Below are 26,789 nucleotides of genomic sequence, written 5' to 3'. Positions count from 1 at the left end.
TTACCAATTTTAGTAGGCAATCTGCTTTTCATTCTCTTGTCATCGCGCCTCAATTTGGGGCAAAATATGCCGCCTGCAAAAAATGCAACTAACCGACGTTAAACGCGTCGGTTATTTTTTTGCACTCAGGAAACATCATTCAAAACAAAGAGGCCGGGCTTCGTACCGGATAGATATTTACTTCAAAACCGACAGTTGTTGTCGCCGAGGAATACACATAATGGGGCAATTTTTCGCTTACGCCATGGCTATCACCGTTAAGGGGAACCACCATGTCGCATAACGTTACTCCAAACACCTCTCGCGTGGAATTGCGTAAAACGCTTACGCTGATTCCGGTTGTTATGATGGGCCTGGCCTACATGCAGCCAATGACGCTGTTTGATACCTTTGGTATCGTTTCCGGCCTGACCGGAGGCCACGTGGCGACCGCTTACGGTTTCGCGCTGGTGGCTATCCTGTTTACCGCCCTGAGTTATGGCAAGCTGGTTCGTCGCTTCCCGTCCGCGGGTTCGGCTTATACCTACGCCCAGAAATCCATTAGCCCGACCGTTGGCTTTATGGTGGGCTGGTCGTCCCTGCTGGACTACCTCTTTATGCCAATGATCAACATCCTGTTGGCGAAAATCTATTTTGAAGCGCTGGTGCCGAACGTTCCGTCATGGATCTTTGTTGTGGCGCTGGTGGGCTTTATGACCATCTGCAACCTGCGCAGCATCAAGTCCGTTGCTAACTTCAACACCGTTATCGTTATCCTGCAGATGGGTATCGTGGCGGTGATTGTCGGCCTGATCATCTACGGCGTGGCTCACGGCGAAGGTGAAGGTACCCTGACGAGCGCGAAGCCGTTCTGGGGCCCGGAAGCACACGTGGTGCCGATGATTACCGGTGCGACTATTCTCTGCTTCTCGTTCCTTGGCTTTGACGGGATCAGCTCCCTGTCTGAAGAGACCAAAGACGCAGAGCGCGTGATCCCGAAGGCGATTTTCCTGACGGCGCTGATTGGTGGCCTGGTGTTTATCACTGCCTCCTACTTCCTGCAGCTCTACTTCCCGGATATCTCTCGCTTTAAAGATCCGGAAGCGTCTCAGCCGGAAATCATGCTCTACGTGGCGGGTAAAACCTTCCAGTTTGGCGTGCTGATTTTCTCTACTATTACCGTACTGGCGTCCGGTATGGCGGCACACGCGGGCGTCTCTCGTCTGATGTACGTCATGGGCCGCGACGGCGTGTTCCCGAGCCGTTTCTTCGGCTATGTACACCCGAAATGGCGTACTCCGGCCTGGAACGTACTGCTGGTTGGCGCGGTGGCACTGCTGGCGATTAAATTCGACCTCGTAACCGCAACGGCGCTGATTAACTTCGGTGCGCTGGTGGCCTTCACCTTCGTTAACCTGTCGGTGATCTCCCAGTTCTGGATCCGCGAGAAGCGTAACAAAACGCTGAAAGACCACGTCAATTACCTGGTCCTGCCGATGTGTGGCGCGATGACCGTGGGCGCGCTGTGGGTCAACCTTGAGCAGAGCTCAATGATCCTCGGCCTGATCTGGGGCACCATCGGCCTGATTTATCTGGCCTGCGTGACCCGCAGCTTCCGTAACCCGGTTCCGCAGTACGACGACGCCGCATAATTTATCTGCCGGATGTCAATAAACCGGAGGCTCAGGCCTCCGGTTTTTATTTTCAGATGTTAATATCATTCCGTTCTGACTTAGATTCTTTGGTTATTGGTCCTGGCATTGCCGGTGGGCAATAATTTCTGTTTTGCTATTTCTCAGGTTAATGACTTTTTATGTTACAGATGATCCTCACTGGGCTGCTCTGCGGCGCGCTGCTTGGCTTTGTGATGCAGCGCGGACGCTTCTGCCTGACCGGCGGCTTCCGCGATATGTATATCGCCAAAAACAACCGTATGTTCTATGCGCTGCTGATCGCTATCTGCATTCAGAGCGTGGGTGTTTTTGCCCTGATCCAGATGGGCGTGCTGAGCTATAACGCCGGTGCCTTCCCGTGGCTCGGTACGATTGCCGGCGGTTTTGTCTTTGGTCTCGGTATTGTCTACGCGGGCGGCTGTGCGACCGGAACCTGGTATCGCGCCGGTGAAGGCCTGATCGGCAGCTGGATTGCGCTGGCGACCTATATGGTTATGAGCGCAGTGATGCGCTCCCCGCACGCAAGCGGCCTGAACCAGACCCTGAAAACCTACAGTACGGAACATAACTCGATCCCGGAAACCTTCGGCTTCTCCGTCTGGCCGCTTATCGCGGTGCTGGTGGTGGTGACCCTCTGGCTGGTCAGCAAAGAGCTGCGCAAGCCGAAGCTGAAAGTCGCCTCGCTGCCGCCGCGTCGTACCGGGCTGGCACACCTGCTGTTTGAAAAGCGCTGGCACCCGTTTGTTACCGCGATCCTGATCGGCCTGATTGCACTGCTGGCCTGGCCGCTGAGCGAAGCCACCGGCCGTATGTTTGGCCTGGGGATCACCTCGCCAACGGCAAATATCCTGCAGTATCTGGTCGGTGGTGACAGCAAGACCCTGAACTGGGGCGTGTTCCTGGTACTGGGGATCTTCCTCGGCTCGTTTATTGCCGCGAAGGCCAGCCGCGAATTCCGCGTGCGCGCCGCCGATGTGGGTACCACGCTGCGTAGCGGCTTCGGTGGCCTGCTGATGGGCTTCGGCGCAAGCATTGCCGGAGGCTGTTCGATTGGTAATGGTCTGGTGATGACGGCGATGCTGACCTGGCAGGGCTGGATCGGACTGGTCTTTATGATCCTCGGCGTGTGGACCGCGTCCTGGATGTTGTATGTACGCCCGCAGCAGAAGGCGAAACTGGCCCGCGCAGCGGCTTAAGCAAAGGAGCTAAAAATGGCGATTAAAAAACTCGACGTGGTAACCCAGGTTTGCCCGTTTCCTCTGATCGAAGCAAAAGCCGCGCTGGCAGAAATGGTCAGCGGCGATGAGCTGGTGATTGAGTTCGACTGCACTCAGGCGACGGAAGCGATTCCACAGTGGGCGGCAGAAGAGGGGCACGCTATCACTGATTTCCAGCAGGTCGGCGATGCGGCCTGGAGCATTACGGTGAAGAAAGCCTGATTTACCTTCTCTCCCGCTACCGGCCAGTAGCGGGAGAACCCGTCAGACAATCGTCTGCACGTACTGATACAGCGCCTTCAGCAGCGCCTGCTTCTCGCTATTATCCGCATACTGGTTATAGAGCATCTCCAGCCGCTGGGCATAATCCTGTAAATACTCCGGGGAAAAGACGTCGCGACGATGGTTGAGCCAGCGCTGCTGCTCCTGCTCATCCAGCGTGCCGGGGAAGTTACGCGCCCGGTAGTTAAACAGCAGCTTATCGATACGCGCATCGGCAAAGGTAATATCCAGCGCCGGGAGATTCTGCGGATCGGTCTCAAGGACGATTTTCATCGCCGCGCGGTCCGCATCGCTAAAGAAGCCGTTATAGAGCTGGGTATCGACGTTATCCACCACCGCGAACGGCTCCGCTTCGGCAAACAGCGCCACCACTTTATCGCGAACCTGCGGGTTATTGCGCAGGATCTGCAGGTTATCCAGGCAGCGCTGGCGGTCAACGCCGAGACGTGCCGCATCTTCCGGTCGCAGCGTGTTGGCCTGTGCCAGCACCGGGCACTTGTTCAGATGCACCAGTTTGACCGGCACGGCGGCGTTATCGCCGAGATCCGCTTTGGCGGTATAGAGGCGCTCGCGCAGTTCATCGGCGTTGAGATCCAGCAGCGGAGACATGTCGCCGGCCAGGTCCACCATAATCACCGCGTTTCGGTTATCCGGATGCCAGGCCAGAGGGGCGACCCAGCTGGTATTGCCGCGCGTTGCGCCAAACATGCCCGAGACGTGCATCAGCGGTTTCATCTGCGGGACATCGATCAGGGTCGCCAGCTTGCGCTTATTGCGGTACGTGTAGAGATAGTCAAACAGCTTCGGCTGGCGGGATTTCACCAGTTTCGCCATGGCGATGGTGGCGTAGACATCGGCCATCGCATCGTGGGCGTTGCTGTGCTCGATACCGTTGGCGCGAGTCAGATGTTCCAGGCGGAAGCTGGGCAGGCCGTCGTCGTTATCCGGCCAGTTGATCCCGTCCGGGCGCAGGGCATAGCAGGCGCGCATAACGTCGAGCAGATCCCAGCGGGAGTTATCGTTTTGCCAGCTCCAGGCGTAGGGATCGTAGAAATTACGATAAAAAATGTTACGCGTCACTTCATCGTCAAAACGGATGTTGTTATAGCCCACCACGCAGGTTTTCGGCACCGTAAACAGATCGTGAATACGTCGGGCAAACGCCGCCTCGTTATCGCCTTTGGCGAGCGCTTCCTGCGGCGTAATGCCGGTAATCAGCACCGCTTCCGGCTGGGGGAGATAGTCATCGGCGGGCTTACAGTAAAACACCTCCGGCTCGCCGATAACGTTGAAGTCTTCATCGGTGCGGATAGCGGCAAACTGCGCGGGTCTGTCGAGCGCCGGACGGGTGCCGAAGGTTTCATAATCGTGAAAGAGAAAAGTGTTCTGTCCGTCGTTGTTTTTAACTGTCACCTGATGTACACGCCTGATGTTGTATGTAACTGAATTTGAATTGTAAATCGCCTTCTTACGACATTGATTGTACATCAAACGCCATGACAATCAGCGGCATAAAACGACCATTCCTCTATGGTAAACCATATTTAGGCCCGACTGAAATCATCGATTCTGATGGACGAGCGCCTGGCCAGCAAGCCCCGGACACGTTGATGACCTGGCACCAGGGGTGGTATTATTGTCGGCTAAAAAAAACTGGAATCCGGTATGTCGGCACATTCACTTAAAACAATTCAGGCTCTGCGCGGCATTGCCGCAATTATTGTTGTTTTGTTTCACTACAAATGGCAACTTAATCTTGATTTAGATAATCGGTGGGTATCGGCAGTTTTCAATTCAGGTGGTTTAGGTGTGACCATTTTTTTTATTCTGAGTGGTTTTATCATGGTTTATTCAGGGCAGAGTAAATCGTCAGCTATAAATTTTGTGGTTAACCGCTTTTCAAGAATTTATCCGGCGTATTTGTTCTTTATTATACTCGGTTTCGCGATTGGCGGAGCGATGAGTACGTTTCACTACGACGATAAAACATTAAATTTTATTCGTTCTTTTATGTTTATGCCAGCCACCATGGAATATGCGCCTGCTTATATAGATGTGAATTCCATTACGGGTGTCAGATGGACGCTTAACTATGAGATGTATTTTTATGCCTTAATGGCATTATCATTTATTTTCAGGCGGAAAATGATAGCGCTGTTTATGATGTTTACGGTGGCACTCATCATTATTCCGATTTGTTCAGGGTTCACGCCGACTCTTGGTGTTGAAGGCTATCCATACAAATCTGAATTTTTAGGGTTCATCACTAATCCTATAATGTATGAATTTATTTTGGGCGTAAGCATAGCTCTGCTATATGCTAAATTTAAAAATGTTCCGGCGGTGATTTCACTACCGTTATTAATTGTTGCATTGAGTGTGGTTGCATACGGGTGTTTTTATCATGGCATCAATGACCACGGGCTGAAATCATCTGCATTATTTATGGCTTTGCTTTTTGCTGCGCTGGTCTTTAACGCTAAATGGTTAGATAACTACATTCCGGGAGTGCTGTTCTATCTGGGTGAGATTTCTTTCTCGGTATATTTGCTGCATAATCCTGTAATGCATTTAGTTAAGAAGTATTTACTGCATTCAGAGAAAGGGTTGGCTGTTTTTATTGCGGCGTCTTTGCTGACGTTGATACTTTCGCATTTATCCTATAAATATTTCGAACGGAAAGGTTCAACGGCACTTAAAAATTATCTGCTCGCTAAAGTCGGCAGGAATGAGTTGAGAGCCGCGGAGATCTAACGAGGAAGAGGGCGCGAGTCTGGCAATCGCGCCTGTTTTCTGCCTTTCTCTGTCATATTTACTTTCAATTTGCCGAAGCCAGGACATATCTGTTTCCGTACAAAGGACGCCGAATGAATCACTGAGGATATGCTGTTGAAAGCCCGCTTGTTTATTGCTGTATCTTTACTCGCCACGAGTATTTCGTCCGCCCTTGCCGAGACACCGGATTTTGCTCCGCCACCGCCCGCCGTCCAGGCAGGTTCCTGGGTATTAATGGACTATACCACCGGCCAGATCCTGACCGCCGGGAACGAACACCAGCAGCGCAATCCCGCCAGCCTGACCAAACTGATGACCGGCTACGTAGTGGATCGCGCCATCGACAGCCACCGCATCACCGCCGACGATCGGGTCACCGTGGGGCCGGACGCCTGGGCAAAGGGTAATCCGGTCTTTAACGGCTCATCGCTGATGTTCCTCAAAGCCGGGGAGCAGGTTTCTGTTCGCGACCTGAGCCGTGGGCTGATTGTCGATTCCGGCAACGATGCCTGCGTGGCGCTGGCCGACTATGTTGCCGGTGGTCAGCCGCAGTTTGTGAAAATGATGAACGACTATGTGGCAAAGCTGAATCTGCGCGATACCCACTTCGAGACCGTCCACGGTCTGGATGCGCCAGGCCAACACAGTTCAGCTTTCGACCTGGCGGTACTCTCCCGCGCCATTATTCACGGCGAGCCTGAGTTCTACCATATGTACAGCGAGAAAAGCCTGACCTGGAACGGGATCACCCAGCAGAACCGCAACGGCCTATTGTGGGATAAGTCGCTTAACGTCGATGGCCTGAAAACCGGCCACACCTCTGGAGCGGGCTTTAACCTGATTGCCTCGGCGGTTGATGGCCAGCGGAGGCTGATCGCGGTGATTATGGGTGCAGAAAGCCCGAAAGGGCGTGAAGATCAGGCCCGGAAGCTCCTGCACTGGGGTCAGCAAAACTTTGATACCGTGCAGATCCTGCAAAAAGGCAAACAGCTGGCCCATGAGCGGATCTGGTACGGCGATAAAGAGCAGATCGCGCTTGGCACCGAGCAGGATTTCTGGCTGGCCCTGCCAAAAGCGGAACTGCCCCATATCAAAGCCCGCTATAGTCTGAATGGCAAAGAACTGGATGCGCCGATTGCTGCCCATCAGCAGGTGGGGGAAATTGAACTCTACGACCGGGATAAGCTCGTGGCGCACCTGCCGCTGATGACGCTCGAAGCGGTGGAGAAGGGCGGTTTCTTCTCCCGTCTCAGCGACTATATTCACCATAAGGCCTGACCGGACAAGGTTCAACCGCGGAGGGTAATGCCCTTCGTGGAAAAACCGGTACAATTGTGCCTTTCAGACCTTTGCCGGAGAACGGCTGTGCGTCCCGATAAGTCTCTTAGTCCTTTTGAAATACGCCTCTACCGCCACTACCGGATTGTTCACGGCGTGCGGATTGCGCTGGCGTTTATTCTCACCTTTCTGCTGGTGCGTCTGCTTGACGTACCGGAAGGGACCTGGCCGCTGATCACCCTGGTGGTGATTATGGGGCCGATCTCCTTCTGGGGTAACGTGGTTCCGCGTGCCTTTGATCGTATCGGCGGTACAATTCTCGGCTCGGTGCTGGGTCTGGTGGCGCTAAAGCTCGAACTGATCTCACTGCCGTTAATGCTGCTGTGGTGCGCCGCCGGGATGTTTCTGTGCGGCTTCCTGGCGCTGGGCAAAAAGCCTTACCAGGCACTGTTAATCGGTATCACTCTGGCGGTGGTGGTGGGCGCGCCCGCAGGCGATATGCATACCGCCCTGTGGCGCGGGGGCGATGTGATCCTCGGTTCTTTGCTGGCTATGCTGTTTACCGGTATCTGGCCCCAGCGGGCCTTTCTGCACTGGCGGATCCAGATGGCCCACTACGTTACCCAGTTCAATCGCGTCTATCAGGCCGGATTCTCGCCCAATCTGGTGGAAAGGCCGCGGCTGGAAAAGCGGCTGCAGCAGATGCTGAATGACGTGGTGAAAATGCGTGCGCTGATCACCCCAGCCAGCAAAGAGACCCATATCCAGAAATCGATTTTCGAAGCGATCCAGACCGTTAACCGCAATCTGGTCTGCATGCTGGAGCTGCAAATCAACGCGTACTGGGCTTCCCGCGACAGCCACTTTGTGATGCTGAATGCGCGGACCCTGCGTGAAACCCAGCAGATGACCCAGCAAACCCTGCTGACCATCGCTCATGCGCTGTATGAAGGAAACCCTCAGCCTATTCGCGCCAACAGCGCACGGCTAAGCGAGATTGCCGCCGAACTGCGCCAGCTGATCGACGCCCGGGATGGGGAGAGCCTGGTGGAGACGCCCATCCACGGCTACGTCTGGTTAAGCAGTGAACTGGCGCGTCAGCTGGAGTTGCTATCACACTTAATCTGCCGGGCATTGCGCAAATAATCTCCAGCCGCAGCGCCCGCGCTGCAAGGTTGTTTCGATTCAGCCCGGTTAAGGTTATGATGGCCACAGTGTAAAAATCAGCGCCTGGTGCCGCCGGGTCTGCGTCGCAGAGTGCGGCCTTTGGTCTTGAATGATTTTGTGTAAGTCCGTAAGGTTCAGACTACGGTGGCCGCGTTAAACGAATCCGAATTTCAATTATCAGGGGTGTAAAAATGGAAATCATCAAGCCTTCGTTCCAGGATGTTCTGGAATTTGTTCGCCTGTTTCGTCGCAAAAACAAACTGCAGCGCGAAATTCAGGACGTTGAGAAAAAGATCCGTGACAACCAGAAACGTGTGCTGCTGCTGGACAACCTCAGCGACTATATCAAGCCGGGCATGAGCGTTGAGGCCATTCAGGGCATCATCGCGAGCATGAAGACCGACTACGAAGACCGCGTTGATGACTACATCATCAAAAACGCCGAGCTGTCGAAAGAGCGTCGCGACATCTCCAAAAAACTGAAAGTCATGGGCGAGCAGAAAGCCGCCGAGCCGAAAGGCGAGTAAGTTTTTCCCCGCGGTGAGAGTCTCCCTCTCACCGCGTGATTCTCCGCAATCCCCTTCAGATCCTCCTCGCCATCCAGCCATATCCGATCCGATTCATTGTCATAGCGCAAAAAATCATTCCTGACAGAGGGATACACTTCCCGGGTTCTATTATTAAGCCAACAGGTTTGCCATAGAAATATGGCTGGGAAGGGAGTGCATACCCAAAATAATTCGAGTTGCAGCCAACAAAGAGGCAACTTGAAGTATGACGGGTATAAGTCCCCCACAGCCCCCGCTGCTGTAATGCTGACGACCCTGCAAAACCACCGATCGCAAGTTCGGGAAGGGCAGGTGAGGATGACGCTAAGTCAGAAGACCGGCCTGCTGGTAATCACTCAACAACTTCGGTGGGAAGTGGGTGGGTCAGATACGCACGGTCTTCGGGCCGGGCCTGATTACGCCTGCTTTCACGCTTTCAGCACAGGATTTAGTGTATGTCAGCAGGGCGTTACGCATTTATTCTTGCCGGGACCGCAAGCGGCTGTGGGAAAACCACCGTTACGCTTGGTCTGCTCGGGGCGCTTAAGCGTCGCGGGCTGCGCGTCCAGCCCTGCAAAGTGGGCCCTGACTATCTGGATACCGGCTGGCACAGCGCGGTATCCGGCGTGCCTTCCCGCAACCTCGACAGCTTTATGCTGCCGGAATCCACCCTTAACGCCCTGTTTAACGAGCAGATGCGCCATGCCGACGTGGCGGTTATTGAAGGCGTGATGGGGTTGTACGACGGTTACGGTACCGACCCGGACTACTGCAGCACCGCCGCCATGGCACGCCAGCTGGGCTGCCCGGTCATTCTGCTGGTGGATGGCAAAGCGGTTTCTACCTCGATTGCCGCTACGGTGATGGGCTTTCAGCACTTCGATCCGCGCCTCAATATTGCCGGGGTTATCGTCAACCGGGTCAACAGCGACAGCCATTATCAGCTGCTGAAAACCGCCATTGAGCACTACTGCGAACTCCCGGTGCTGGGTTATGTTCCGGTACAAAAGGATATCTCCCTGCCTGAGCGTCATCTCGGGCTGGTCAGCGCCCGCGAGTCGGGCCTGCTTCGCGATGCCTGGCAGGGTTTCTCGCTGGCGCTGGAAACGACCCTCGATATCGACCGTCTCCTTGCCCTGTGTCCGCTGCCTCATCTCCCGGTGGGCGTATGGCCGGAGATGCCGACGGCGGATGCCGGAGCCGGTCTGACCCTCGCGCTGGCCGATGATGACGCCTTCAATTTTTACTACCCCGATAACCTGCAGCTGCTGGAGCAGGCCGGGGTCAGGATCGTCCGTTTCAGCCCTCTGCATGACCGGACGCTGCCCGAGTGTCAAATGATCTGGTTTGGCGGCGGCTATCCCGAACTGCACGCGGCGCAGCTGGCGGCGAATGAGCCGATGCTGGCGCAGATCCGGGCGGCACATCGGCGCGGCGTGGCGATCTACGGGGAGTGTGGTGGGCTGATGGCTCTCGGCGATACCCTGTGCGATCTCAACGGCGAGACTCACCGCCTGGCGGGCATTCTGCCCGGTCACAGCCGGATGGGGACGAAACTGACGCGCTTTGGCTACTGTGAAGCCCGGGCGACCACCTCAACCCTGCTGGCCGCCGCCGGGGAGATCCTGCGCGGCCACGAATTCCACTACTCCGACTTTACGACGGACCTCCCGGCGACGCTGGCGTGCCGTAAAACCCGCGATGGTGAGGTACTGCGCCAGTGGGCGGCTGGCTGGCAGGTGGGCAATACTTTTGCCAGCTATCTGCATCTGCACTTTGCCCAGCGCCCGACCCTGCTGAATCACTGGTTCAACGCCGCAAGGCGCGCCCTGTGACGCTGCTGGCGTGGGCCGTCGCCTGGCTGCTGGATTGTCTGATTGGCGATCCGCGTGGGATGCCGCATCCGGTGCGCTGGATTGGCTCCCTTATTACGCTGACCCAACGGTGGGTGCGCCGGATTTGTCATGGCGAGCGCGCCTTGCGCATTGGCGGTGCACTGATGTGGCTGGTGGTGGTGGGCGCTACCGGCGGCCTGAGCTGGGGTGTACTGCTGCTGGCCCGCAGCCTGTATCCCTGGCTGGGCTGGGTGGTGGAAGTCTGGATGATCTTTACCCTGCTGGCCGCCCGTAGCCTGGCCGACGCGGCCCGCGACGTGGAACGCCCTCTACGCGCTGACGATCTGGCGCAGAGCCGGGAAAAACTGTCGTGGATTGTCGGGCGTGATACTTCTGCCCTGCAACCGCCGCAGATCCGCCGTGCGGTGGTGGAAACCGTGGCGGAGAACAGCGTTGACGGCGTTATTGCGCCACTCTTCTTCCTGCTGCTGGGCGGTGCACCGCTGGCGATGGCCTATAAGGCGGTCAATACCCTCGATTCCATGGTTGGCTATAAGCATGAGAAATACCGCGCCATCGGGATGGTCAGCGCCCGGCTGGACGATGTAGCGAACTTTATTCCCGCCCGACTGAGCTGGCTGCTGCTGACCCTTGCCGCCTGGCTGTGTCGGGAAGATGCCGGTCGCGCTTTCCGTATTGGCTGGCGCGACCGAAAAAATCACAGCAGCCCAAACTGCGCCTGGCCGGAAGGAACCGTCGCGGGCGCGCTGGGTATCCGCCTCGGCGGGCCGAATGACTACTTTGGCCAGCGGGTGGAAAAACCCTGGATTGGCGACGCGGTCCGCGAGGTCTCCACGGATGATATCCCCCGCACCCTGCGCCTGATGTGGGTCGCTTCAACCCTGGCCCTGCTGCTTTTTGCGCTGATTCGCTATCTGCTCGTCGGTGCTTTTTAAGGAAAATGTATGACTTATCTCCAACAGCCTCAGGCCATTGAACGTAAAAGCTTCGACATTATCGGCGACATTATTGCTGATACCCGGCCCGACTATCGCTTTGCCAGCCCGCTGCACGAGGCCATTATTAAGCGGGTGATCCACACCACCGCCGACTTCGAGTGGCTGGATATTCTCTGGTTTTCCCCTGATGCGCTGGAGCGACTCTGTGCGGCACTGCGCAGCGGCTGCCTCCTCTACACCGACACCACCATGGCGCTGTCCGGCATCAATAAACGCCTGCTGGCGCAGTTCGGCGGGCAGTGTCGCTGTTATATCGCCGACCCGCAGGTGGCTGAACAGGCGCTGGCGCAGAATATCACCCGCTCAATGGCGGCCGTTGACGTGGCGCTGAAGGAAGAGGGGGAGAAAATCTTTGTCTTCGGCAACGCGCCGACCGCGCTGTTTCGTCTACTGGAGCTGAACCCGGTGGTCAGCGGCGTGGTGGGCGTGCCCGTCGGTTTTGTCGGTGCCGAAGAGTCGAAAGCGGCGCTGGCAGCCAGCCAGCTTCCGGCGATTGCCGCGCTCGGGCGCAAGGGCGGAAGCAACGTGGCCGCCGCAATTATTAACGCCATTCTCTATCACCTGCAGGGGGCGCAATGAGCGATGCCGCCTTCGACAGCCCGGTCTGGCACAACGGCAAGGCGCTGCGTAAAGGCTACACCACCGGCTCCTGCGCCACGGCGGCGGCGAAAGTCGCGGCCCTGATGGTGCTGCGCCAGCACCTGATCCATCAGGTATCGATTGTCACGCCGTCCGGCGTCAACCTGCGCCTGTGCGTCGAATCTCCGCACGTTGAAGGCATGCAGGCAGTGGCGGCAATCCGTAAAGACGGCGGGGATGACGTTGATGCCACCCACGGCATGCTGATTTTTGCCCGGGTGACGCTGAATGACAGCGGCGATATCACCCTCAGCGGTGGCGAGGGGGTGGGCACCGTCACCCGTAAAGGCGTTGGCCTGCCGGTGGGCAGCGCGGCCATCAACCGCACCCCACGACAGACCATCGAGGCGGCGGTGCGGGAGGCTATCGGTCCGACCCGTGGCGCAGCGGTTGAAATCTTTGCCCCGGAAGGCGTCGAGCGGGCGCGAAAAACCTATAACGACCGGCTGGGGATCCTCGGCGGTATTTCCATTATCGGCACCACCGGTATCGTCACGCCGATGTCGGAAGAGAGCTGGAAACGCTCTCTGGCGCTGGAGCTGGAGATGAAACGCGCCGCCGGGCTGGAGCGGGTGATTCTGGTGCCCGGTAACCACGGGGAGCGCTTTGTCCGTGAACATCTCCCGGGCCTGAATGCCGACAGCGTGGTGACCATGAGCAACTTTGTTGGCTACATGATTGAAGAGGCCGTGCGGCTGGGCTTTAAGCAGATCGTCCTGATTGGTCACCCCGGTAAGCTGATTAAAATTGCCGCCGGCATTTTCCATACCCACAGCCATATTGCCGATGCGCGTATGGAAGTGATGGTGGCGCATCTGGCCCTGCTTGGTGCGCCTCTGACGCTGCTTCAGGCAGTCAGTGAATGCGACACCACCGAGGCGGCGATGGAACATATTGACGCCTGCGGTTTTCAGCACCTCTACGGCCATCTGGCGCAGCGGATCTGTCAGCGGATACTGCAAAGGCTGCGCTTTACCCAAACCCCGCCTGAATGCGATGCGATCCTCTTTTCTTTTGATAACCAGGTGATCGGCAGCAGCCGCTCGCTTGTTGAGATTGCGGAGGCCCTCGGATGCTGACAGTTGTGGGCATGGGCCCTGCAGGGCAGCAGTGGCTGACGCCCGCCGCGCTGGCGGTGATTAACAGCGCGTCCGCTTTGGTGGGTGCCCGACGACATCTGGCGCAGTTTCCTGATTTTGAAGGCGAAACCTTTACCCTCGGCGCGGATATCCCGGCGCTGCTCGACTGGCTGGCGGCGCGCCTGGATGAAAATATCGTGGTGCTGGCCTCCGGCGATCCGCTGCTGTTCGGCATTGGTAAACGGCTGGTGGACCATTTCGGCATTGCGCAGGTGCGGGTGATCCCCGGCATCAGCGCCGTGCAGTATCTCTGTGCGCAGGCCGGCGTTGATATGAACGAGCTGTGGCTAACCAGCAGCCACGGGAGGCAGGTCGATTTTGACCAGTTGGTTGAGCAGAACAAAGTGGCGATGGTCACCGACCGGGTCTGCGGCCCGCGTGAAATTGCCGCCGGACTGGTGGCGCGTGGCATGGGCCATCGCTGGATGGTGATTGGCGAAAATCTGGCAATGGACAATGAACGTATCCGCTGGCTGCGGGCCTGCGATGAACCCGGTGAGCAATACGATATGAATGTGGTGGTGATCCTCAATGAAAGATGAGTTGTTTCTGCGCGGCGAAAAAGTGCCAATGACCAAAGAGGCGGTTCGGGCCCTCGCTCTGTCACGCCTTGAACTGCATCAGGCCCGGCATCTGATCGATGTCGGGGCCGGAACGGGCAGCGTCTCGATTGAGGCGGCGCTACACCATCCGGATCTGCGGGTCACCGCTATCGAACGCGACCCGGCTGCGCTGGCGCTGCTGGCGGAAAATCGCCGTCATTTTGCCTGCCCGAACATCACCCTTGTTGACGGCGAAGCGCCGCTGGCGGTTGAGGAGAAAGCCGACGCTATTTTTCTTGGCGGCAGCGGCGGACACCTGACGGCTCTCATCGACTGGGCGCTGGCGCAGCTTCATCCGCAGGGGCGGCTGGTGATGACCTTTATCCTGCAGGAAAACCTGAGCACCGCGCTGGATCACTTAGTTGCATGCGGTATTCCTCAGCCCGACTGCACCCAGTTGCAGATTGCCACGCGTCAGCGCCTGGGCAGCGGGCACTACTTCAAGCCGAATAACCCCGTTTTTGTTATCTCCTGCCGGAAGGAGCCACGTAATGGCTGAAATCTTCGAAAAAAACTGCGTCTGGTTTGTCGGTGCAGGCCCTGGCGATCGCGAACTGATTACCCTGAAAGGCTACCGCTTGCTGCAGCAGGCGAGCGTGGTGATCTACGCCGGATCGCTGATCAACACGGAGCTGCTGGAGTACTGCCCGCCGGATGCCGAGTGCCATGACAGCGCCGAACTCCATCTGGCGCAAATCATCGACCTGATGGCCGCAGGGATCGCCGCCGGAAAAACGGTGGTCCGCCTGCAAACCGGAGACGTGTCGCTGTACGGCTCGGTACGTGAACAGGGAGAGGTACTGACCCGCCGTGGCATCCGCTGGCAAGTGGTGCCAGGCGTCAGTGCCTTCCTCGGTGCGGCGGCGGAGCTGGGGGTGGAATATACCGTCCCGGAAGTCTCCCAGAGCCTGATTATCACCCGTCTCGAAGGGCGTACCCCGGTCCCGCCGCTTGAGCAGTTAGAGGATTTTGCCCGCCATCAAACTTCGATGGCAATCTACCTCTCGGTCCAGCGTATTCACCGGGTGGCGGAGCGCCTGATCGAGGGCGGCTATGCGCCGGAAACGCCGGTCGCGGTGATCTACAAAGCCACCTGGCCCGAAAGTCAGACCCTGCGCGGGACGCTCAGCGATATCGCCGACCAGGTCCGCGATGCGGGGATCCGTAAAACCGCGCTGATTCTGGTCGGGGCTTTCCTCGGTGAGGAGTACCACTACTCAAAACTCTATGCGGCGGATTTCAGCCATGAATACCGTAAAGCCTGAATCGATCGCGCTCTTCTGCCTGACGCCCGGCGGCGTTGCGCTGGCCCGCGAACTGCAAAAAGCGCTGCCGATGACCTGCTTTACCCGCGAGGCGCTGCTGACCGAGGGTTTCCTGCCGTTTAACGGCGGGTTTGGCGAAAGCCTGCGCCAGGCCTTTCGCGACTACCGGGCGCTGGTGGTGATTGGCGCAACCGGGATCGTGGTGCGGACGCTGGCCCCGGTTATCGAGGACAAATTGAGCGATCCGGCGGTGGTGGTGATCGACGAGCGCGGTCAGCATGTGATTAGCCTGCTCTCGGGGCATGTTGGCGGGGCTAACGCCCTGGCGCGCTATCTGGCGGGCGTAATTGGGGCCGATCCGGTGATCACCACCGCCACGGACGTTAACGACCTGGCGGCGCTGGACAGTCTGGCGCAGCAACTCGACGCCGGGATGCCCGATTTCCGCACGGCGGTAAAAACGGTTAACCAGATGCTGGTCAGCCAGAAGCGCGTGGGCCTGTGGTGGGACGATGCCAGCCTTTATGCGGCCAGCGACTGCGACACGCGGGGCCTTATTCCGGTCCGTTCGCTCGATACGTTATCGGATCTGGATGCGCTGGTTTGCGTCTCGATGCAGGCTGAACTGCCTCCGCTGCCGGTCCCGGTTTTTCGCCTGGTACCGCGTCGGGTGATAGCGGGTATTGGCTGTCGGCGCGATACGCCCTTCAGCCTGATCAATACGCTACTGCACCGTCAGCTTGCGGCCAGCGGGCTTGATCCCCTGGCGCTTCGCGGCATCGGCAGTATCAGCCTGAAGCAGAATGAACCCGGACTTCTTGAGCTGGCGGCCAGCCTGCGGGTGCCGTTTCAGGTCTTCTCTGCAGAGGAACTGCGCCCCTATGAACACCATTTTCCCGGTTCCGACTTTGTACGCCAGACCACCGGCGTAGGAAGCGTATCCGGTCCGGCCGCCTGGCTAATGAGCCAGGGGCAACTTATTGGTGAAACCCTGCGGGAGCAGGGGGTCACGATCACTCTGGGAGTTTCACACTGATGTTAACAGTAATCGGCATTGGCCCTGGTTCGCAGGCGATGATGACCATTGAGGCCGTCGAGGCGCTGCAGGCCGCGGATATCGTGGTGGGCTACAAAACCTACACCCACCTCGTGAAGGCTTTTACCGGCGATAAGCAGGTCATTAAAACCGGGATGTGCAAAGAGATTGAGCGCTGTCAGGCGGCCATTGAACTGGCGCAGGCGGGGCATAACGTGGCCCTGATCAGCAGCGGCGACGCCGGGATCTACGGTATGGCCGGACTGGTGCTGGAGCTGGTCGGCAAGCAGAAGCTGGATGTCGAGGTACGCCTGGTGCCGGGGATGACCGCCAGCATTGCGGCTGCGGCTCTGCTCGGTGCGCCGCTGATGCATGACTTCTGTCATATCAGCCTCAGCGATCTGATGACCCCCTGGTCGGTGATTGAGAAACGTATTCTCGCCGCCGGAGAAGCCGACTTCGTGATCTGCTTCTATAACCCGCGCAGCCGGGGCCGCGAAGCGCATCTGGCCCGGGCCTTTGCCCTGCTCGCGGAAAGCAAAAGCGCGCAGACGCCGGTTGGGGTGGTGAAAGCGGCCGGGCGTAAAAAAGAGGAAAAATGGTTGACCACGCTCGGCGAAATGGATTTTGAACCGGTGGATATGACCAGCCTGGTAATTGTCGGCAACCGTGCGACCTATGTCGAAAATGGACTGATGATCACGCCCCGGGGCTATACCCTGTGAGGGCGGGCGAGGTGCTGGTCGTTGGCGGAACCAGCGATGCGCGGGCGCTCTGCCGCCAGCTGGATGCGGCCGGGGTGAACTATACCCTGTCGGTGGCAACTGCGGCGGGCGAACAGCTGGCGGGAGATATTCGTGGGGCGGTACGCTGCGGACGTATGGACTATGACGAGATGGTGAACTGGCTGCAGGCGCAGCAGACCCGCTGGGTGATTGACGCCTCGCATCCCTACGCCGAAGTGGTCAGCCACAATCTGGTCAGCGCCTGTCAGCAGACCGGCGTGCTGCTGAGCCGTTATCAGCGCCCGGAACAGCTGGTGAATTTGTCCCACCCTTTGCTGCACAAGGTCGTAAGCCTCGAAGAGGCCTGCACGCTGGCGGCCGAAATGGGCGAGCGAATCTTGCTGACCACCGGCAGTAAAGATCTGGCGCGCTGGCGTGCCGGATTGCCGGGGAAAACCCTGCTGGCGCGGGTGCTGCCGGTGGCTGAGGTGATGACGCAGTGCGCAGAGCTGGGGTTCGGCGTCGGTGAAATTTTTGCCCTTTGCGGCCCGTTTAGCGCCGAGTTTAATACCGCCTTTTATCGCCAGTGCCGGGCCGAGGTGGTGATCACCAAGGCGTCCGGTGCCGAAGGGGGCTATCAGGAAAAAGTCGGTCCCTGTCTGGAAGCCGGTATTCCCTGCATTGTGATTACCCGTCCACAGCCGCAGGTGGCGGGGGACGAACTCCTGGACAGCCCGGTGGCCTTCTCCCTGCGCCTGGCGCGCTGGCTGGCTGCAGCCTGAGGAACCTATGATGAAAAAAGCCCTGTTGGTTATTAGCTTTGGCACCAGCTACCACGATACCTGTGAGAAAAATATTGTTGCCTGCGAGCGGGATCTGGCGGCAAGCTGCCCCGATCGCACCCTGTTTCGCGCCTTCACCTCCGGGATGATTATCCGTAAACTGCAGCAGCGTGATGATATCCATATCGACACCCCTTCTCAGGCGCTCCGGCGGCTGGCAGAGCAGGGGTATCAGGATGTGGCTATCCAGTCCCTGCACATTATCAACGGCGACGAGTATGAAAAGATTGTTCGTGATGTGCAGGCTCTGCGGCCGCTGTTTACGCGACTCACTATCGGTGCGCCGCTGCTGAGCGGCTTCGACGACTACCAGCAGCTGATGAGCGCCCTGAGTCAGCAGATGCCCCGGCTTCAGCCCGGCGAAAAAGTGGTGTTTATGGGCCACGGCGCCAGCCATCACGCCTTTTCTGCCTATGCCTGCCTCGACCATATGATGGCCGTTCAGCAATTTCCGGCACGGGTAGGCGCGGTCGAGAGCTACCCGGAAGTGGAGGTGCTGATTGCCAGCCTGCGGCAAGAGGGAGTGACTCGCGTGCATCTGATGCCGCTGATGCTGGTCGCGGGCGATCACGCCATCAACGATATGGCGTCCGATGAGGATGACTCCTGGAAAACACAGTTTACGGCGGCAGGGATCCCGGCGCAGGCGTTGCTACAGGGGCTGGGGGAAAACCCGGCGATCCGCGCCATGTTTGTTGCTCACCTGCAGCAGGTTCTTCGCGAAAATCAGGAGGTGGCCGCATGAGCGGAAAACTGTATGCCATTGGCACCGGACCGGGTGCCAGCGACTTAATTACCGTTCGGGCAGCCCGCATCCTGCAAACGCTGGATATTGTCTATGCCCCGGCCGGTCGAAAAGGGGCCGACAGCCTGGCCCTGTCGATTGTGCGGGAGTATATCGGCGAGCACACCGAGGTGCGCTGTTGCCACTTTCCCATGAGCGCCGACGACGGAGAAAAAATCGCGGTCTGGGATGAGGTCTCGAGTGCGCTGGTGGCCGAAGTGGAAGCGGGTAAGCAGGTCGGATTTATCACACTCGGCGACGCGATGCTGTTCAGTACCTGGGTGTTTCTGCTCCAGCGTATTGGCCGTCCCGACTGGCTGGAAATTATCCCCGGCATCACCTCTTTTGCGGCGATTGCCGCCCGCGCCGTCATCCCACTGGCGATGGAGCAGCAGTCGCTGGCCGTGGTTTCCTGCACGGCAGAGGAGTCAGAGATCCGCCAGGCGCTGGCGCAGCACGACTGTCTGGTGCTGATGAAGGTGTCCGGGCGCTTCCCACGCATTAAAGCCCTGCTCGATGAAGCAGGCGCGCTGGACCATGCCCTGATGATGTCTTCAGCAACCCAGGCCGGAGAGCAGTGCTGGCGAGAGCTGCGGGAGATCGACGAGGATCGTCCGCTCTCCTATTTTTCGACTATCGTGGTTAACAAACTCTGGGATCCGCAAAAATGAGGCCCGGCTTTGTGCCCGGATAAAGGAAGTACGATGACACAGGCAATTATGATCCAGGGCACGGCGTCGGACGTGGGGAAAAGCGTGCTGGTCGCCGGGCTATGCCGCATTTTTTATCAGGACGGGCATAAAACCGCCCCCTTTAAATCCCAGAACATGGCCCTTAACTCCGGGATCACGCCGGATGGTAAAGAGATGGGCCGTGCGCAGATTTTCCAGGCCGAGGCCGCCGGTATTTCGCCTGACGTGCGGATGAACCCGATCCTGCTGAAGCCGACCAGCGACCGCAACGCTCAGGTGGTGCTGATGGGCCGCGTTGCCAGCGATATGGATGCCGTCAGCTACCACGACTATAAACCGCGCCTGCGGGAGCATATCCTCGGCGTGTGGCGCGAACTGGCCGACGAATTTGAGGTGCTGGTGCTGGAAGGGGCGGGGAGCCCGGCGGAGATTAACCTGCGCGACCGGGATATCGTCAATATGGGCATGGCCGAAATGGCGCAGTGTCCGGTGATCCTCGTCGCCGATATCGATCGCGGCGGCGTCTTTGCGGCGATTTACGGCACCCTGGCCCTGCTTCAGCCCCACGAGCGCTGGCGGGTAAAAGGGGTGATCATTAATAAATTTCGCGGCGATGTCAGACTCTTGCAGTCCGGGCTGGACCAGATTGAAGCCCTGACCGGCGTACCGGTACTGGGCGTCATGCCCTGGCTGGAGGTCGACCTGGAAGAAGAAGACGGCGTGGCCCTGCAGCGCACGCGTCAGACCGCGCCCGGAGACCGACCCATTAATATTGCGGTGATTCAGCTTCCGCATATCGCCAACTTTACCGACTTTAACGCGCTGTCGGCCCAGCCTGATGTGCGGGTACGCTATGTCTGCCATCCGAATGAGCTGGCCGGATCCGACCTGCTGATCCTGCCGGGCAGTAAAAATACGTTGGGCGATCTGAACTGGCTGCGTCAGAGCGGTCTGGCCCACGCTCTCTTATCCGCGCACCGCAAGGGTACGCCGGTGATGGGGATTTGCGGTGGCTACCAGATGCTGGGTGAAAGCATTATCGACGACGTAGAATCCGCTCTCGGCAGACAGCCCGGTCTGGGGCTGCTGGAGACAACTACCCGGTTTGCCCGCCAGAAAACCACCACGCAGGTGAAGGGGCGGCTGCAGCCTGCGTTACCGGGCTGGCTGGCACCGCTTTCCGGGCTGCCGGTGAGCGGCTATGAAATTCATATGGGGGAAACCCAACTGGCAGCGGAGTCGGCTCCGGCCCTGAACCTTGAAAAAGAGGGCCAGTCGGTTGCCGATGGGGCGGTCAGCCCGGACGGTCAGGTGTTTGGCACCTACCTGCACGGTCTGTTCGACAGCGACACTTTTACCCGGGCTTTGATTAACGGCCTGCGCCAGCGTAAAGGCCTGGCCCCGCTCGACGTGGCGCTCGACTATGCCGGGTACAAATCCCGCCAGTTTGATATCCTGGCGGACGGAATGCGTAAACATATTGATATTGAAAGGATCTATCAGATTATGCGTGAGCATCAGGAGTTAACGGCATGATTCTGGTCACCGGCGGCGCCCGCAGCGGCAAGAGCCGCCATGCGGAATCCCTGCTGACTCACGCGTCGTCCGTGCGCTATATCGCCACTTCGCAGGTCTTTGACGAAGAGATGGCCGACCGTATCCGCCATCATCAGGAAGGGCGTCCGGCGCACTGGCAGACTATCGAGCGCTGGCAGGGGCTGGAGCAGGTTATCAGCCCTGAGATGTCGGCTGATGATGCCGTGCTGCTGGAGTGCATCACCACTCTGGTGACCAATCTGCTGTTCGCCTACGGCGGTGAGGACGATCCACAGAGCTGGGACTACGCCGCGCTTGAGCAGCAGGTTGACGCTGAAATTGACCAGCTGATTGCGGCCTGCCGGGCCTGCCCGGCGCAGGTGGTGCTGGTCACCAACGAGGTGGGCATGGGGATTGTCCCGGAGAACCGGCTGGCGCGGCATTTTCGCGATATCGCCGGGCGCGTCAATCAGCGTCTGGCCCATGCGGCAGATGACGTCTGGCTGGTGGTCTCCGGAATCGGAGTCAAAATAAAATGATAAAGCTGTTCTGGGCAACCCTCTCCTTTATGAGCCGCCTGCCGGTGCCGCACCGTTGGTCTCAGGGGCTGGAAGTCGATCAATACGTGCGCGGGATTATTACCTTTCCCTTTGTTGGCCTGCTGCTCGGGGCATTGAGCGGGCTGGTGTTTATTATTGCTGAAGGCTGGTGCGGGCTGCCGCTGGCGTCGCTGTTAACGGTGCTGGCACTGGCGTTGCTCACCGGCGGTTTTCACCTCGACGGGCTGGCGGATACCTGTGACGGCGTCTTTTCCGCCCGCAGCCGGGAGCGGATGCTGGAGATCATGCGCGACAGCCGACTCGGCACCCACGGCGGTCTGGGGCTGGTGTTTGTGCTGCTGGCGAAGGTGCTGGTAATAAGCGAGCTGGCCCTGCGTGATACCCCGATGCTGGCGGCCCTGGCGGCGGCCTGTGCTGCCGGCCGGGGCTGTTCCGTCCTGCTGATGTATCACCATCGCTACGCCCGCGAAGAAGGGCTGGGAAACCTGTTTATCGGTAAGGTTAGCGGCGGTCAGACGGCAGTTACGCTGGGTCTGACGCTGGCGATAGCCGTGGTGCTGTTCGGCGGAGCAGGCCTGTGGGCGCTGCTGGTCACGCTGGTCGGGATGGTTATTCTCGGAAAGCTTCTGCGCCGCACGTTGGGCGGCCAGACCGGAGATACGCTCGGGGCGGCAATTGAGCTGGGCGAAGTGATTTTTCTGCTGGCGCTACTCTGAGCCAGCGACGACAAGGAACGAATACACATATGCAAACACTCACCTCTTTGCTGCAGGCCATCCCGCAGCCGGACATTGCTGCGATGGCCCGCGCACAGCAGCATATTGACGGCCTGCTAAAACCGCCCGGTAGCCTTGGGCGTCTGGAAGCGCTGGCGGTACAGCTGGCCGGAATGCCCGGCCTTAAAGGTGCGCCTCAGGTCCAGGAAAAAGCGATTCTGGTGATGTGCGCCGACCACGGCGTCTGGCATGAAGGGGTGGCGATCTCCCCGCAGGTGGTAACCGCGATTCAGGCCGGCAATATGGTGCGCGGCAATACCGGCGTCTGCGTGCTGGCCCGTCAGGCGGGTGCGAAGGTGCATATTATCGATACCGGTATTAACGCTGAACCGCTGGACGGCCTGATCAATATGAAAGTCGCACGCGGCAGCGGCAATATTGCCCGCGAGGCGGCAATGACGGCGACGCAGGCACAGGCGCTGCTGCTGGAAACGATGCGCTACACTCGCAACCTGGCGGCGCAGGGCGTGACCCTGTTTGGCGTCGGCGAACTGGGGATGGCGAATACCACCCCGGCGGCGGCGGTGGTCAGCGTGCTGACCGGAAGCGAGCCGCAGGATGTCGTCGGTATCGGGGCCAATTTACCGACCTCGCAGCTGGGCCATAAGGCGGAGGTGGTACGTCAGGCTATCGCGCTTAATCAGCCCGATCCGCAGGACGGTCTGGACGTGCTGACCAAAGTGGGCGGCTTCGACCTGCTGGGCATGACCGGCGTGATGCTCGGTGCAGCCAGCTGTGGCCTGCCGGTGGTGCTGGACGGCTTCCTCTCATACGCCTCGGCGCTGGCGGCCTGCCGTATTGCACCTGACGTTAAGTCATACCTGATCCCATCTCATCTCTCCGCCGAAAAAGGCGCGCGTATCGCACTGGCGCATCTGGGGCTGGAGCCGTATCTCAATATGGAGATGCGTCTGGGCGAGGGCAGCGGCGCGGCGCTGGCCATGCAGTTGGTAGATGCCGCCTGCGCGATTTATAACGAAATGGGAACGCTGGCGGAGAGCAATATTGTTCTGCCGACCACATAGCGTTGCCGGTTGTTAAATGCCCCCGCTTAATTTTAAACATCGGCAAATAAAAATTTTAAGCACGGTGATTAAAATTAAGCATTTTTCTGAATGAGAATCAGCATCATTGTTGCGAATGATCTATCATTTTCAATAGGTTAGAAGAGTGTTTTTTAGTATTTAAAAATGGCACAGGCTTTGCAATTTCTTTTCCGTTATTTTTTAAATGGAGAAGAATATGCAAAATAAAGAAGAGCTAGTCCCCCAAAAAGGAAAGATGGGCGTCACGCAAATTTCCTTATTCACAATGTGCGCCGTGATTGTTCTGGAAACATTAACGGCGTCCGCATCCATCGGCCCTGGAGGACTATTCTGGTGGGCGGTAACCTTTGTTCTTTTCGTGATACCTTATGCCTTAATTACTTCTGAACTGGGGACGACGTATCCGGCTGAGGGTGGGATCTATGTCTGGATCCGAAAAGCCTTTGGCGCACGGATGTCAACACGAGCCGTTTACTTGTACTGGCTGGCCGGTGGGTTATGGATGCCGGCGGGCTATGTGCTTTTTGCCGGTATTTTTTCCAGTACCTTTATGCCGGACCTCTCTCTGAATGGACAGGTCATCATCATTCTGGTAATGAGCTGGCTGACGATCGCATTTATCAATTATAAAGTTGATGTCGGGATTTGGTTAACAATACTGGGGGCGATATTTAAAATCTCCGTGATCCTCATTCTGGGGATTGCCGGGTTCTATAAACTCTTTACCCACGGCATTGCCAATGAATTCAGTATGGCCACCATGATGCCCTCTGCGGATGCCAAAGGGATCGGGTTTTTATGTGTGATTATCTATAACCTTATTGGCCTGGAATTGGTGGCCTGTATGGGTAAACAACTAAAGAATCCGGTCAAGGATATTCCTAAGGCTATTTTACTCTCTTCTCTGGCCATTTCATTTCTGTACATATTTGGTTCAATGGGGATTTTACTGGCCCTGCCGCTATCTGAATTAAATCTGGTTTCGGGAATCGTTGATGCCTTGATCCCTATGTTTGGTAAGGGAAACCCGCTGATATGGATCGTCAGTATTTTCTTTATGCTCAGCATTATTGGGAATCAGGCCACCTGGGCAATGGCACCGAGTATGGCCGTTTCTGAAGCGGCAAAAGAGGGGGAAATGCCCGCTTTTCTGGGCAAGATCCATCCCCGTTATCATACCCCTTACTGGGCTAATCGGGTCCTGGGCACTGTTGCTACGGCGGTGACCCTGGTGTATGCCTGGTTTGCCGCAGGGGATAATGCCAATATGTTTTGGTCTGTCTTTGCATTTTCCAGCACCGTTATTGTTATCAGTTTTTTACTCTTTTTCGCCTCTTTTATTAAACTCAGAATTTCCGACCCTGACACGCTCAGGCCTTTTCGGGTTCCCGGTGGGCTTGCTGCTGCATGGGCCTGTTCTTTATCCTGCATCTTCTTTATCTTTTGTGCGGCAGTATTGTTTGTGTTCCCGGACATCTTACACGGACAAATCAACTGGGAATACAGTGCGCCGATTTTATCTGGCGTCGTTCTGGTCTTAGTTATCGGTGAATTAATTATCCGCAAAGCGGAGAGCGCGGCGCATAAGCTGGAAACGAAAGAACAGATTGCAGCGATAAATTAACTCTAAGGATTATAATATGAAAAACACGGTTATGGCCGACACCCTTTTTTTTAATGGCGCTATTCATACATTTGATGCTGATGATAACGTAACGGAAGCCATTGCAATTAAAGGCGGTGTTATTATCGCCGTCGGCACGAATTCAGAAATAAACTGTTTTTCCGGTGAGGATACCCGGCGTATTGATCTGCAAAAAAAAATGCTGATGCCGGGAATTATTGACAGCCATCTGCATGCGATATGGGGAGGGAAACAGTTATTAAGTTTTAGCCTGGAGTATCAGAGCCTGACGGTAGAAGAGACGTTGAATAAAATACAGAGCCATTTAGATCGGGATGCACTCAAAGGCGAGGGCGACTGGCTAACGGTCCGGGCATGGCTGCGTTGCGGAATGATCCCTGCCGGGGCAGATATCACCCGCGCAGCTTTGGACTCGCTAAACACCCGCAGACCGGTGGTTTTGTTCTCAAATGATTGTCATACCCTGGTGGCGAACAGTCGGGCGCTGACGCTGCTGGAAATCGATGAAACCAGCCCGGAGCCTGCGGACGGTAAATATTATCGAAGCGAAGATGGCCTGCTTAACGGGATTATCGATGATGCACCGGCAATGCGGGCCTACGACAGCATCACCTCCCTTAACCAGGAGCAATCTGTCCATTTAGCCGATGTTATCCAGCGCGCCCTTAACGCTCAGGGGGTGACAACGGTGATGGATGCCCGGGTTTATACCGAGCATCTGGATTATTTTAATGAGCTCAAACAACAGAATCGCTTACATATTCGCTTTATGGGGGCTAAAGAAGTCACCCCTACGGATGCGCTTACCCCGGCGGATGCCGATGCGGTTATTGGCAGCATCGCCGAATTAGCTGAAAAGTATAATACCCGCTGGTCACCGACCCCGGATGTCGGTCTTTGTAACGTAAAATTCTTTATTGATGGCGTGCTGCAACCCCCCATGATGACAGGCAGCCTGAGGGAATCTTATCTGGAAAATAAAGGAACGGAACAGATCCCCGACTGGCAGCCTTCAGGGCGTTACGGCGATCTCTATTTTAAACCCGATATTTTAAATGCCTTATTTATTTCCTGCGCCAAAGCCGATTTGCACCCGCATACGCATACTATGACCGACGGGGCTATCGAGATGGTACTGAATGCGATAGAAGAGATGCGCAGCGTCTGTCCGGACAGCGATATTCGCCCTACGCTGGCGCACAATGAATATGTTGGCAGCGATCAATACCCACGTTATAAAGCATTGAACGCTACGGTTTTGTTGGCCTTTCAGTGGGCAGGCGTGACGCCTGAACTGATGCAAGAGGAACAGAATATACTGGGGACTCACCGTTTTCAGAATCTCGAAACTGCAGGGAAATTTATCGATCGCGGTATCCGCGTCGCTTTTGGCAGCGACTGGCCGATAGATCCCTTAAATGAATGGTACGATTTCCAGGTTGGCGTAACGCGCCAGGCTCATTTGGGAAATGAAATATACACTCCACGTCTGGAAACCGATCGCAATCTGACGGTGAAAGAAGTCTTACGTGCCGCAACAATTGACGCCGCGTATGTAACTCACAAAGAACAATACATTGGTTCTCTGGAAAAAGGGAAGTTTGCTGATTTGATCGTTTTAGACCAAAACGTTTTTGATGTAGATCCACATAGTATTAAAGATACCAGGGTAATGTTAACGATGGTTGGAGGTGAAATTGTTTACACTCCAGAAATAGAATAGAGCATG

At 57.1% G+C, this 26,789-nt stretch carries 27 protein-coding genes and 1 riboswitch; of the genes, 26 read left to right on the top strand and 1 reads right to left on the bottom strand.

Annotated elements, in window-relative coordinates; genetic code table 11:
• Positions 1-220 precede the first annotated feature (220 nt).
• From yoeI to tsuB, 4 genes are all read left to right on the top strand, one after another.
• Complete coding sequence (yoeI, locus tag EDF81_RS24110) at positions 221-283, top strand: membrane protein YoeI (RefSeq protein ID WP_221180815.1); 63 nt, start codon at positions 221-223, stop codon at positions 281-283.
• Positions 273-1,631 carry an APC family permease gene (locus tag EDF81_RS05755; RefSeq protein ID WP_123347077.1) on the top strand — a complete coding sequence of 453 codons (1,359 nt, stop codon included), beginning with the start codon at positions 273-275 and terminating at the stop codon, positions 1,629-1,631. Before yoeI ends, EDF81_RS05755 begins: the two co-directional genes overlap by 11 nt.
• A 161-nt stretch (positions 1,632-1,792) precedes the next feature.
• Positions 1,793-2,848 (top strand): thiosulfate utilization transporter TsuA/YeeE, encoded by a 1,056-nt coding sequence (tsuA, locus tag EDF81_RS05750; RefSeq protein ID WP_123347075.1) that lies wholly within the window; start codon positions 1,793-1,795, stop codon positions 2,846-2,848.
• 15 nt (positions 2,849-2,863) lie between these two features.
• Positions 2,864-3,091: a thiosulfate utilization sulfurtransferase TsuB/YeeD gene (gene tsuB, locus EDF81_RS05745; RefSeq protein ID WP_123347073.1), complete on the top strand. Its 228-nt coding sequence runs from the start codon at positions 2,864-2,866 to the stop codon at positions 3,089-3,091.
• Between the two features lie 42 nt (positions 3,092-3,133).
• Here the strand turns inward: tsuB and sbcB are convergent, their stop codons facing one another.
• Entirely contained in the window at positions 3,134-4,564 is a 1,431-nt protein-coding gene (sbcB, locus tag EDF81_RS05740) for an exodeoxyribonuclease I (protein ID WP_260232653.1), read from the bottom strand.
• A gap of 252 nt (positions 4,565-4,816) precedes the next feature.
• On the opposite strand from sbcB, the gene EDF81_RS05735 reads away from it, so the two are divergent.
• The 22 genes from EDF81_RS05735 to EDF81_RS05630 all read left to right on the top strand — a co-directional run bounded on the left by EDF81_RS05735 (position 4,817) and on the right by EDF81_RS05630 (position 26,783).
• Positions 4,817-5,905, top strand: coding sequence for an acyltransferase (locus tag EDF81_RS05735; protein WP_123347069.1), 1,089 nt, complete (start codon positions 4,817-4,819; stop codon positions 5,903-5,905).
• 129 nt (positions 5,906-6,034) lie between these two features.
• On the top strand, positions 6,035-7,204 hold the full coding sequence (gene dacD, locus EDF81_RS05730) for a serine-type D-Ala-D-Ala carboxypeptidase DacD (protein ID WP_148049908.1): 1,170 nt from the start codon (positions 6,035-6,037) through the stop codon (positions 7,202-7,204).
• An 87-nt stretch (positions 7,205-7,291) separates the two neighbouring features.
• Positions 7,292-8,350, top strand: coding sequence for an FUSC family protein (locus EDF81_RS05725; protein WP_123347067.1), 1,059 nt, complete (start codon positions 7,292-7,294; stop codon positions 8,348-8,350).
• Positions 8,351-8,562: 212 nt separating this feature from the next.
• Complete coding sequence (locus tag EDF81_RS05720; protein WP_123347065.1) at positions 8,563-8,898, top strand: DUF496 family protein; 336 nt, start codon at positions 8,563-8,565, stop codon at positions 8,896-8,898.
• 146 nt (positions 8,899-9,044) lie between these two features.
• Positions 9,045-9,280, top strand: a riboswitch (cobalamin riboswitch).
• A gap of 94 nt (positions 9,281-9,374) precedes the next feature.
• Complete coding sequence (locus EDF81_RS05715; protein ID WP_123347063.1) at positions 9,375-10,754, top strand: cobyrinate a,c-diamide synthase; 1,380 nt, start codon at positions 9,375-9,377, stop codon at positions 10,752-10,754.
• Complete coding sequence (gene cbiB / locus EDF81_RS05710) at positions 10,751-11,710, top strand: adenosylcobinamide-phosphate synthase CbiB (RefSeq protein ID WP_123347061.1); 960 nt, start codon at positions 10,751-10,753, stop codon at positions 11,708-11,710. Before EDF81_RS05715 ends, cbiB begins: the two co-directional genes overlap by 4 nt.
• 9 nt (positions 11,711-11,719) lie before the next feature.
• Positions 11,720-12,352, top strand: a complete 633-nt coding sequence (locus EDF81_RS05705; RefSeq protein ID WP_123347058.1) for a cobalt-precorrin-8 methylmutase — start codon at positions 11,720-11,722, stop codon at positions 12,350-12,352.
• Positions 12,349-13,491: a cobalt-precorrin-5B (C(1))-methyltransferase CbiD gene (gene cbiD / locus EDF81_RS05700; protein ID WP_123347057.1), complete on the top strand. Its 1,143-nt coding sequence runs from the start codon at positions 12,349-12,351 to the stop codon at positions 13,489-13,491. The genes EDF81_RS05705 and cbiD overlap by 4 nt, the downstream gene beginning before the upstream one ends.
• Complete coding sequence (cbiE, locus tag EDF81_RS05695) at positions 13,485-14,093, top strand: precorrin-6y C5,15-methyltransferase (decarboxylating) subunit CbiE (protein WP_123347055.1); 609 nt, start codon at positions 13,485-13,487, stop codon at positions 14,091-14,093. Before cbiD ends, cbiE begins: the two co-directional genes overlap by 7 nt.
• Positions 14,083-14,652 carry a decarboxylating cobalt-precorrin-6B (C(15))-methyltransferase gene (locus EDF81_RS05690; RefSeq protein ID WP_123347053.1) on the top strand — a complete coding sequence of 190 codons (570 nt, stop codon included), beginning with the start codon at positions 14,083-14,085 and terminating at the stop codon, positions 14,650-14,652. The genes cbiE and EDF81_RS05690 overlap by 11 nt, the downstream gene beginning before the upstream one ends.
• Positions 14,645-15,418 carry a cobalt-precorrin-4 methyltransferase gene (locus tag EDF81_RS05685; protein ID WP_123347051.1) on the top strand — a complete coding sequence of 258 codons (774 nt, stop codon included), beginning with the start codon at positions 14,645-14,647 and terminating at the stop codon, positions 15,416-15,418. The genes EDF81_RS05690 and EDF81_RS05685 overlap by 8 nt, the downstream gene beginning before the upstream one ends.
• Positions 15,399-16,454 (top strand): cobalt-precorrin 5A hydrolase, encoded by a 1,056-nt coding sequence (cbiG, locus tag EDF81_RS05680; protein WP_123347049.1) that lies wholly within the window; start codon positions 15,399-15,401, stop codon positions 16,452-16,454. The genes EDF81_RS05685 and cbiG overlap by 20 nt, the downstream gene beginning before the upstream one ends.
• Complete coding sequence (locus tag EDF81_RS05675; protein ID WP_123347047.1) at positions 16,454-17,179, top strand: precorrin-3B C(17)-methyltransferase; 726 nt, start codon at positions 16,454-16,456, stop codon at positions 17,177-17,179. The genes cbiG and EDF81_RS05675 overlap by 1 nt, the downstream gene beginning before the upstream one ends.
• Positions 17,176-17,961 (top strand): cobalt-precorrin-6A reductase, encoded by a 786-nt coding sequence (locus EDF81_RS05670; protein ID WP_123347046.1) that lies wholly within the window; start codon positions 17,176-17,178, stop codon positions 17,959-17,961. Before EDF81_RS05675 ends, EDF81_RS05670 begins: the two co-directional genes overlap by 4 nt.
• A gap of 10 nt (positions 17,962-17,971) precedes the next feature.
• Entirely contained in the window at positions 17,972-18,766 is a 795-nt protein-coding gene (locus EDF81_RS05665) for a sirohydrochlorin cobaltochelatase (RefSeq protein WP_123347044.1), read from the top strand.
• Positions 18,763-19,476 (top strand): cobalt-factor II C(20)-methyltransferase, encoded by a 714-nt coding sequence (locus EDF81_RS05660; protein WP_123347041.1) that lies wholly within the window; start codon positions 18,763-18,765, stop codon positions 19,474-19,476. Before EDF81_RS05665 ends, EDF81_RS05660 begins: the two co-directional genes overlap by 4 nt.
• Positions 19,477-19,509: 33 nt before the next feature.
• On the top strand, positions 19,510-21,033 hold the full coding sequence (locus EDF81_RS05655) for a cobyric acid synthase (protein WP_123347039.1): 1,524 nt from the start codon (positions 19,510-19,512) through the stop codon (positions 21,031-21,033).
• Positions 21,030-21,572, top strand: a complete 543-nt coding sequence (gene cobU, locus EDF81_RS05650; RefSeq protein ID WP_123347037.1) for a bifunctional adenosylcobinamide kinase/adenosylcobinamide-phosphate guanylyltransferase — start codon at positions 21,030-21,032, stop codon at positions 21,570-21,572. Before EDF81_RS05655 ends, cobU begins: the two co-directional genes overlap by 4 nt.
• Positions 21,569-22,309, top strand: a complete 741-nt coding sequence (gene cobS, locus EDF81_RS05645; protein WP_123347035.1) for an adenosylcobinamide-GDP ribazoletransferase — start codon at positions 21,569-21,571, stop codon at positions 22,307-22,309. Before cobU ends, cobS begins: the two co-directional genes overlap by 4 nt.
• A 29-nt stretch (positions 22,310-22,338) precedes the next feature.
• Complete coding sequence (cobT, locus tag EDF81_RS05640) at positions 22,339-23,394, top strand: nicotinate-nucleotide--dimethylbenzimidazole phosphoribosyltransferase (protein ID WP_123347033.1); 1,056 nt, start codon at positions 22,339-22,341, stop codon at positions 23,392-23,394.
• 217 nt (positions 23,395-23,611) lie between these two features.
• The gene (locus EDF81_RS05635) at positions 23,612-25,039 is read left to right on the top strand and encodes an APC family permease (RefSeq protein ID WP_221180807.1); all 1,428 of its coding nucleotides are present in this window, start codon (positions 23,612-23,614) and stop codon (positions 25,037-25,039) included.
• 16 nt (positions 25,040-25,055) lie between these two features.
• Positions 25,056-26,783 (top strand): amidohydrolase, encoded by a 1,728-nt coding sequence (locus tag EDF81_RS05630; protein WP_123347031.1) that lies wholly within the window; start codon positions 25,056-25,058, stop codon positions 26,781-26,783.
• Positions 26,784-26,789 lie beyond the last annotated feature (6 nt).

The organism is Enterobacter sp. BIGb0383 (assembly GCF_003751845.1).
GTDB lineage: Bacteria > Pseudomonadota > Gammaproteobacteria > Enterobacterales > Enterobacteriaceae > BIGb0383.
Note: the sequence above shows the minus strand (reverse complement) of the source record. Positions and strands in the feature narration are given on the sequence as shown.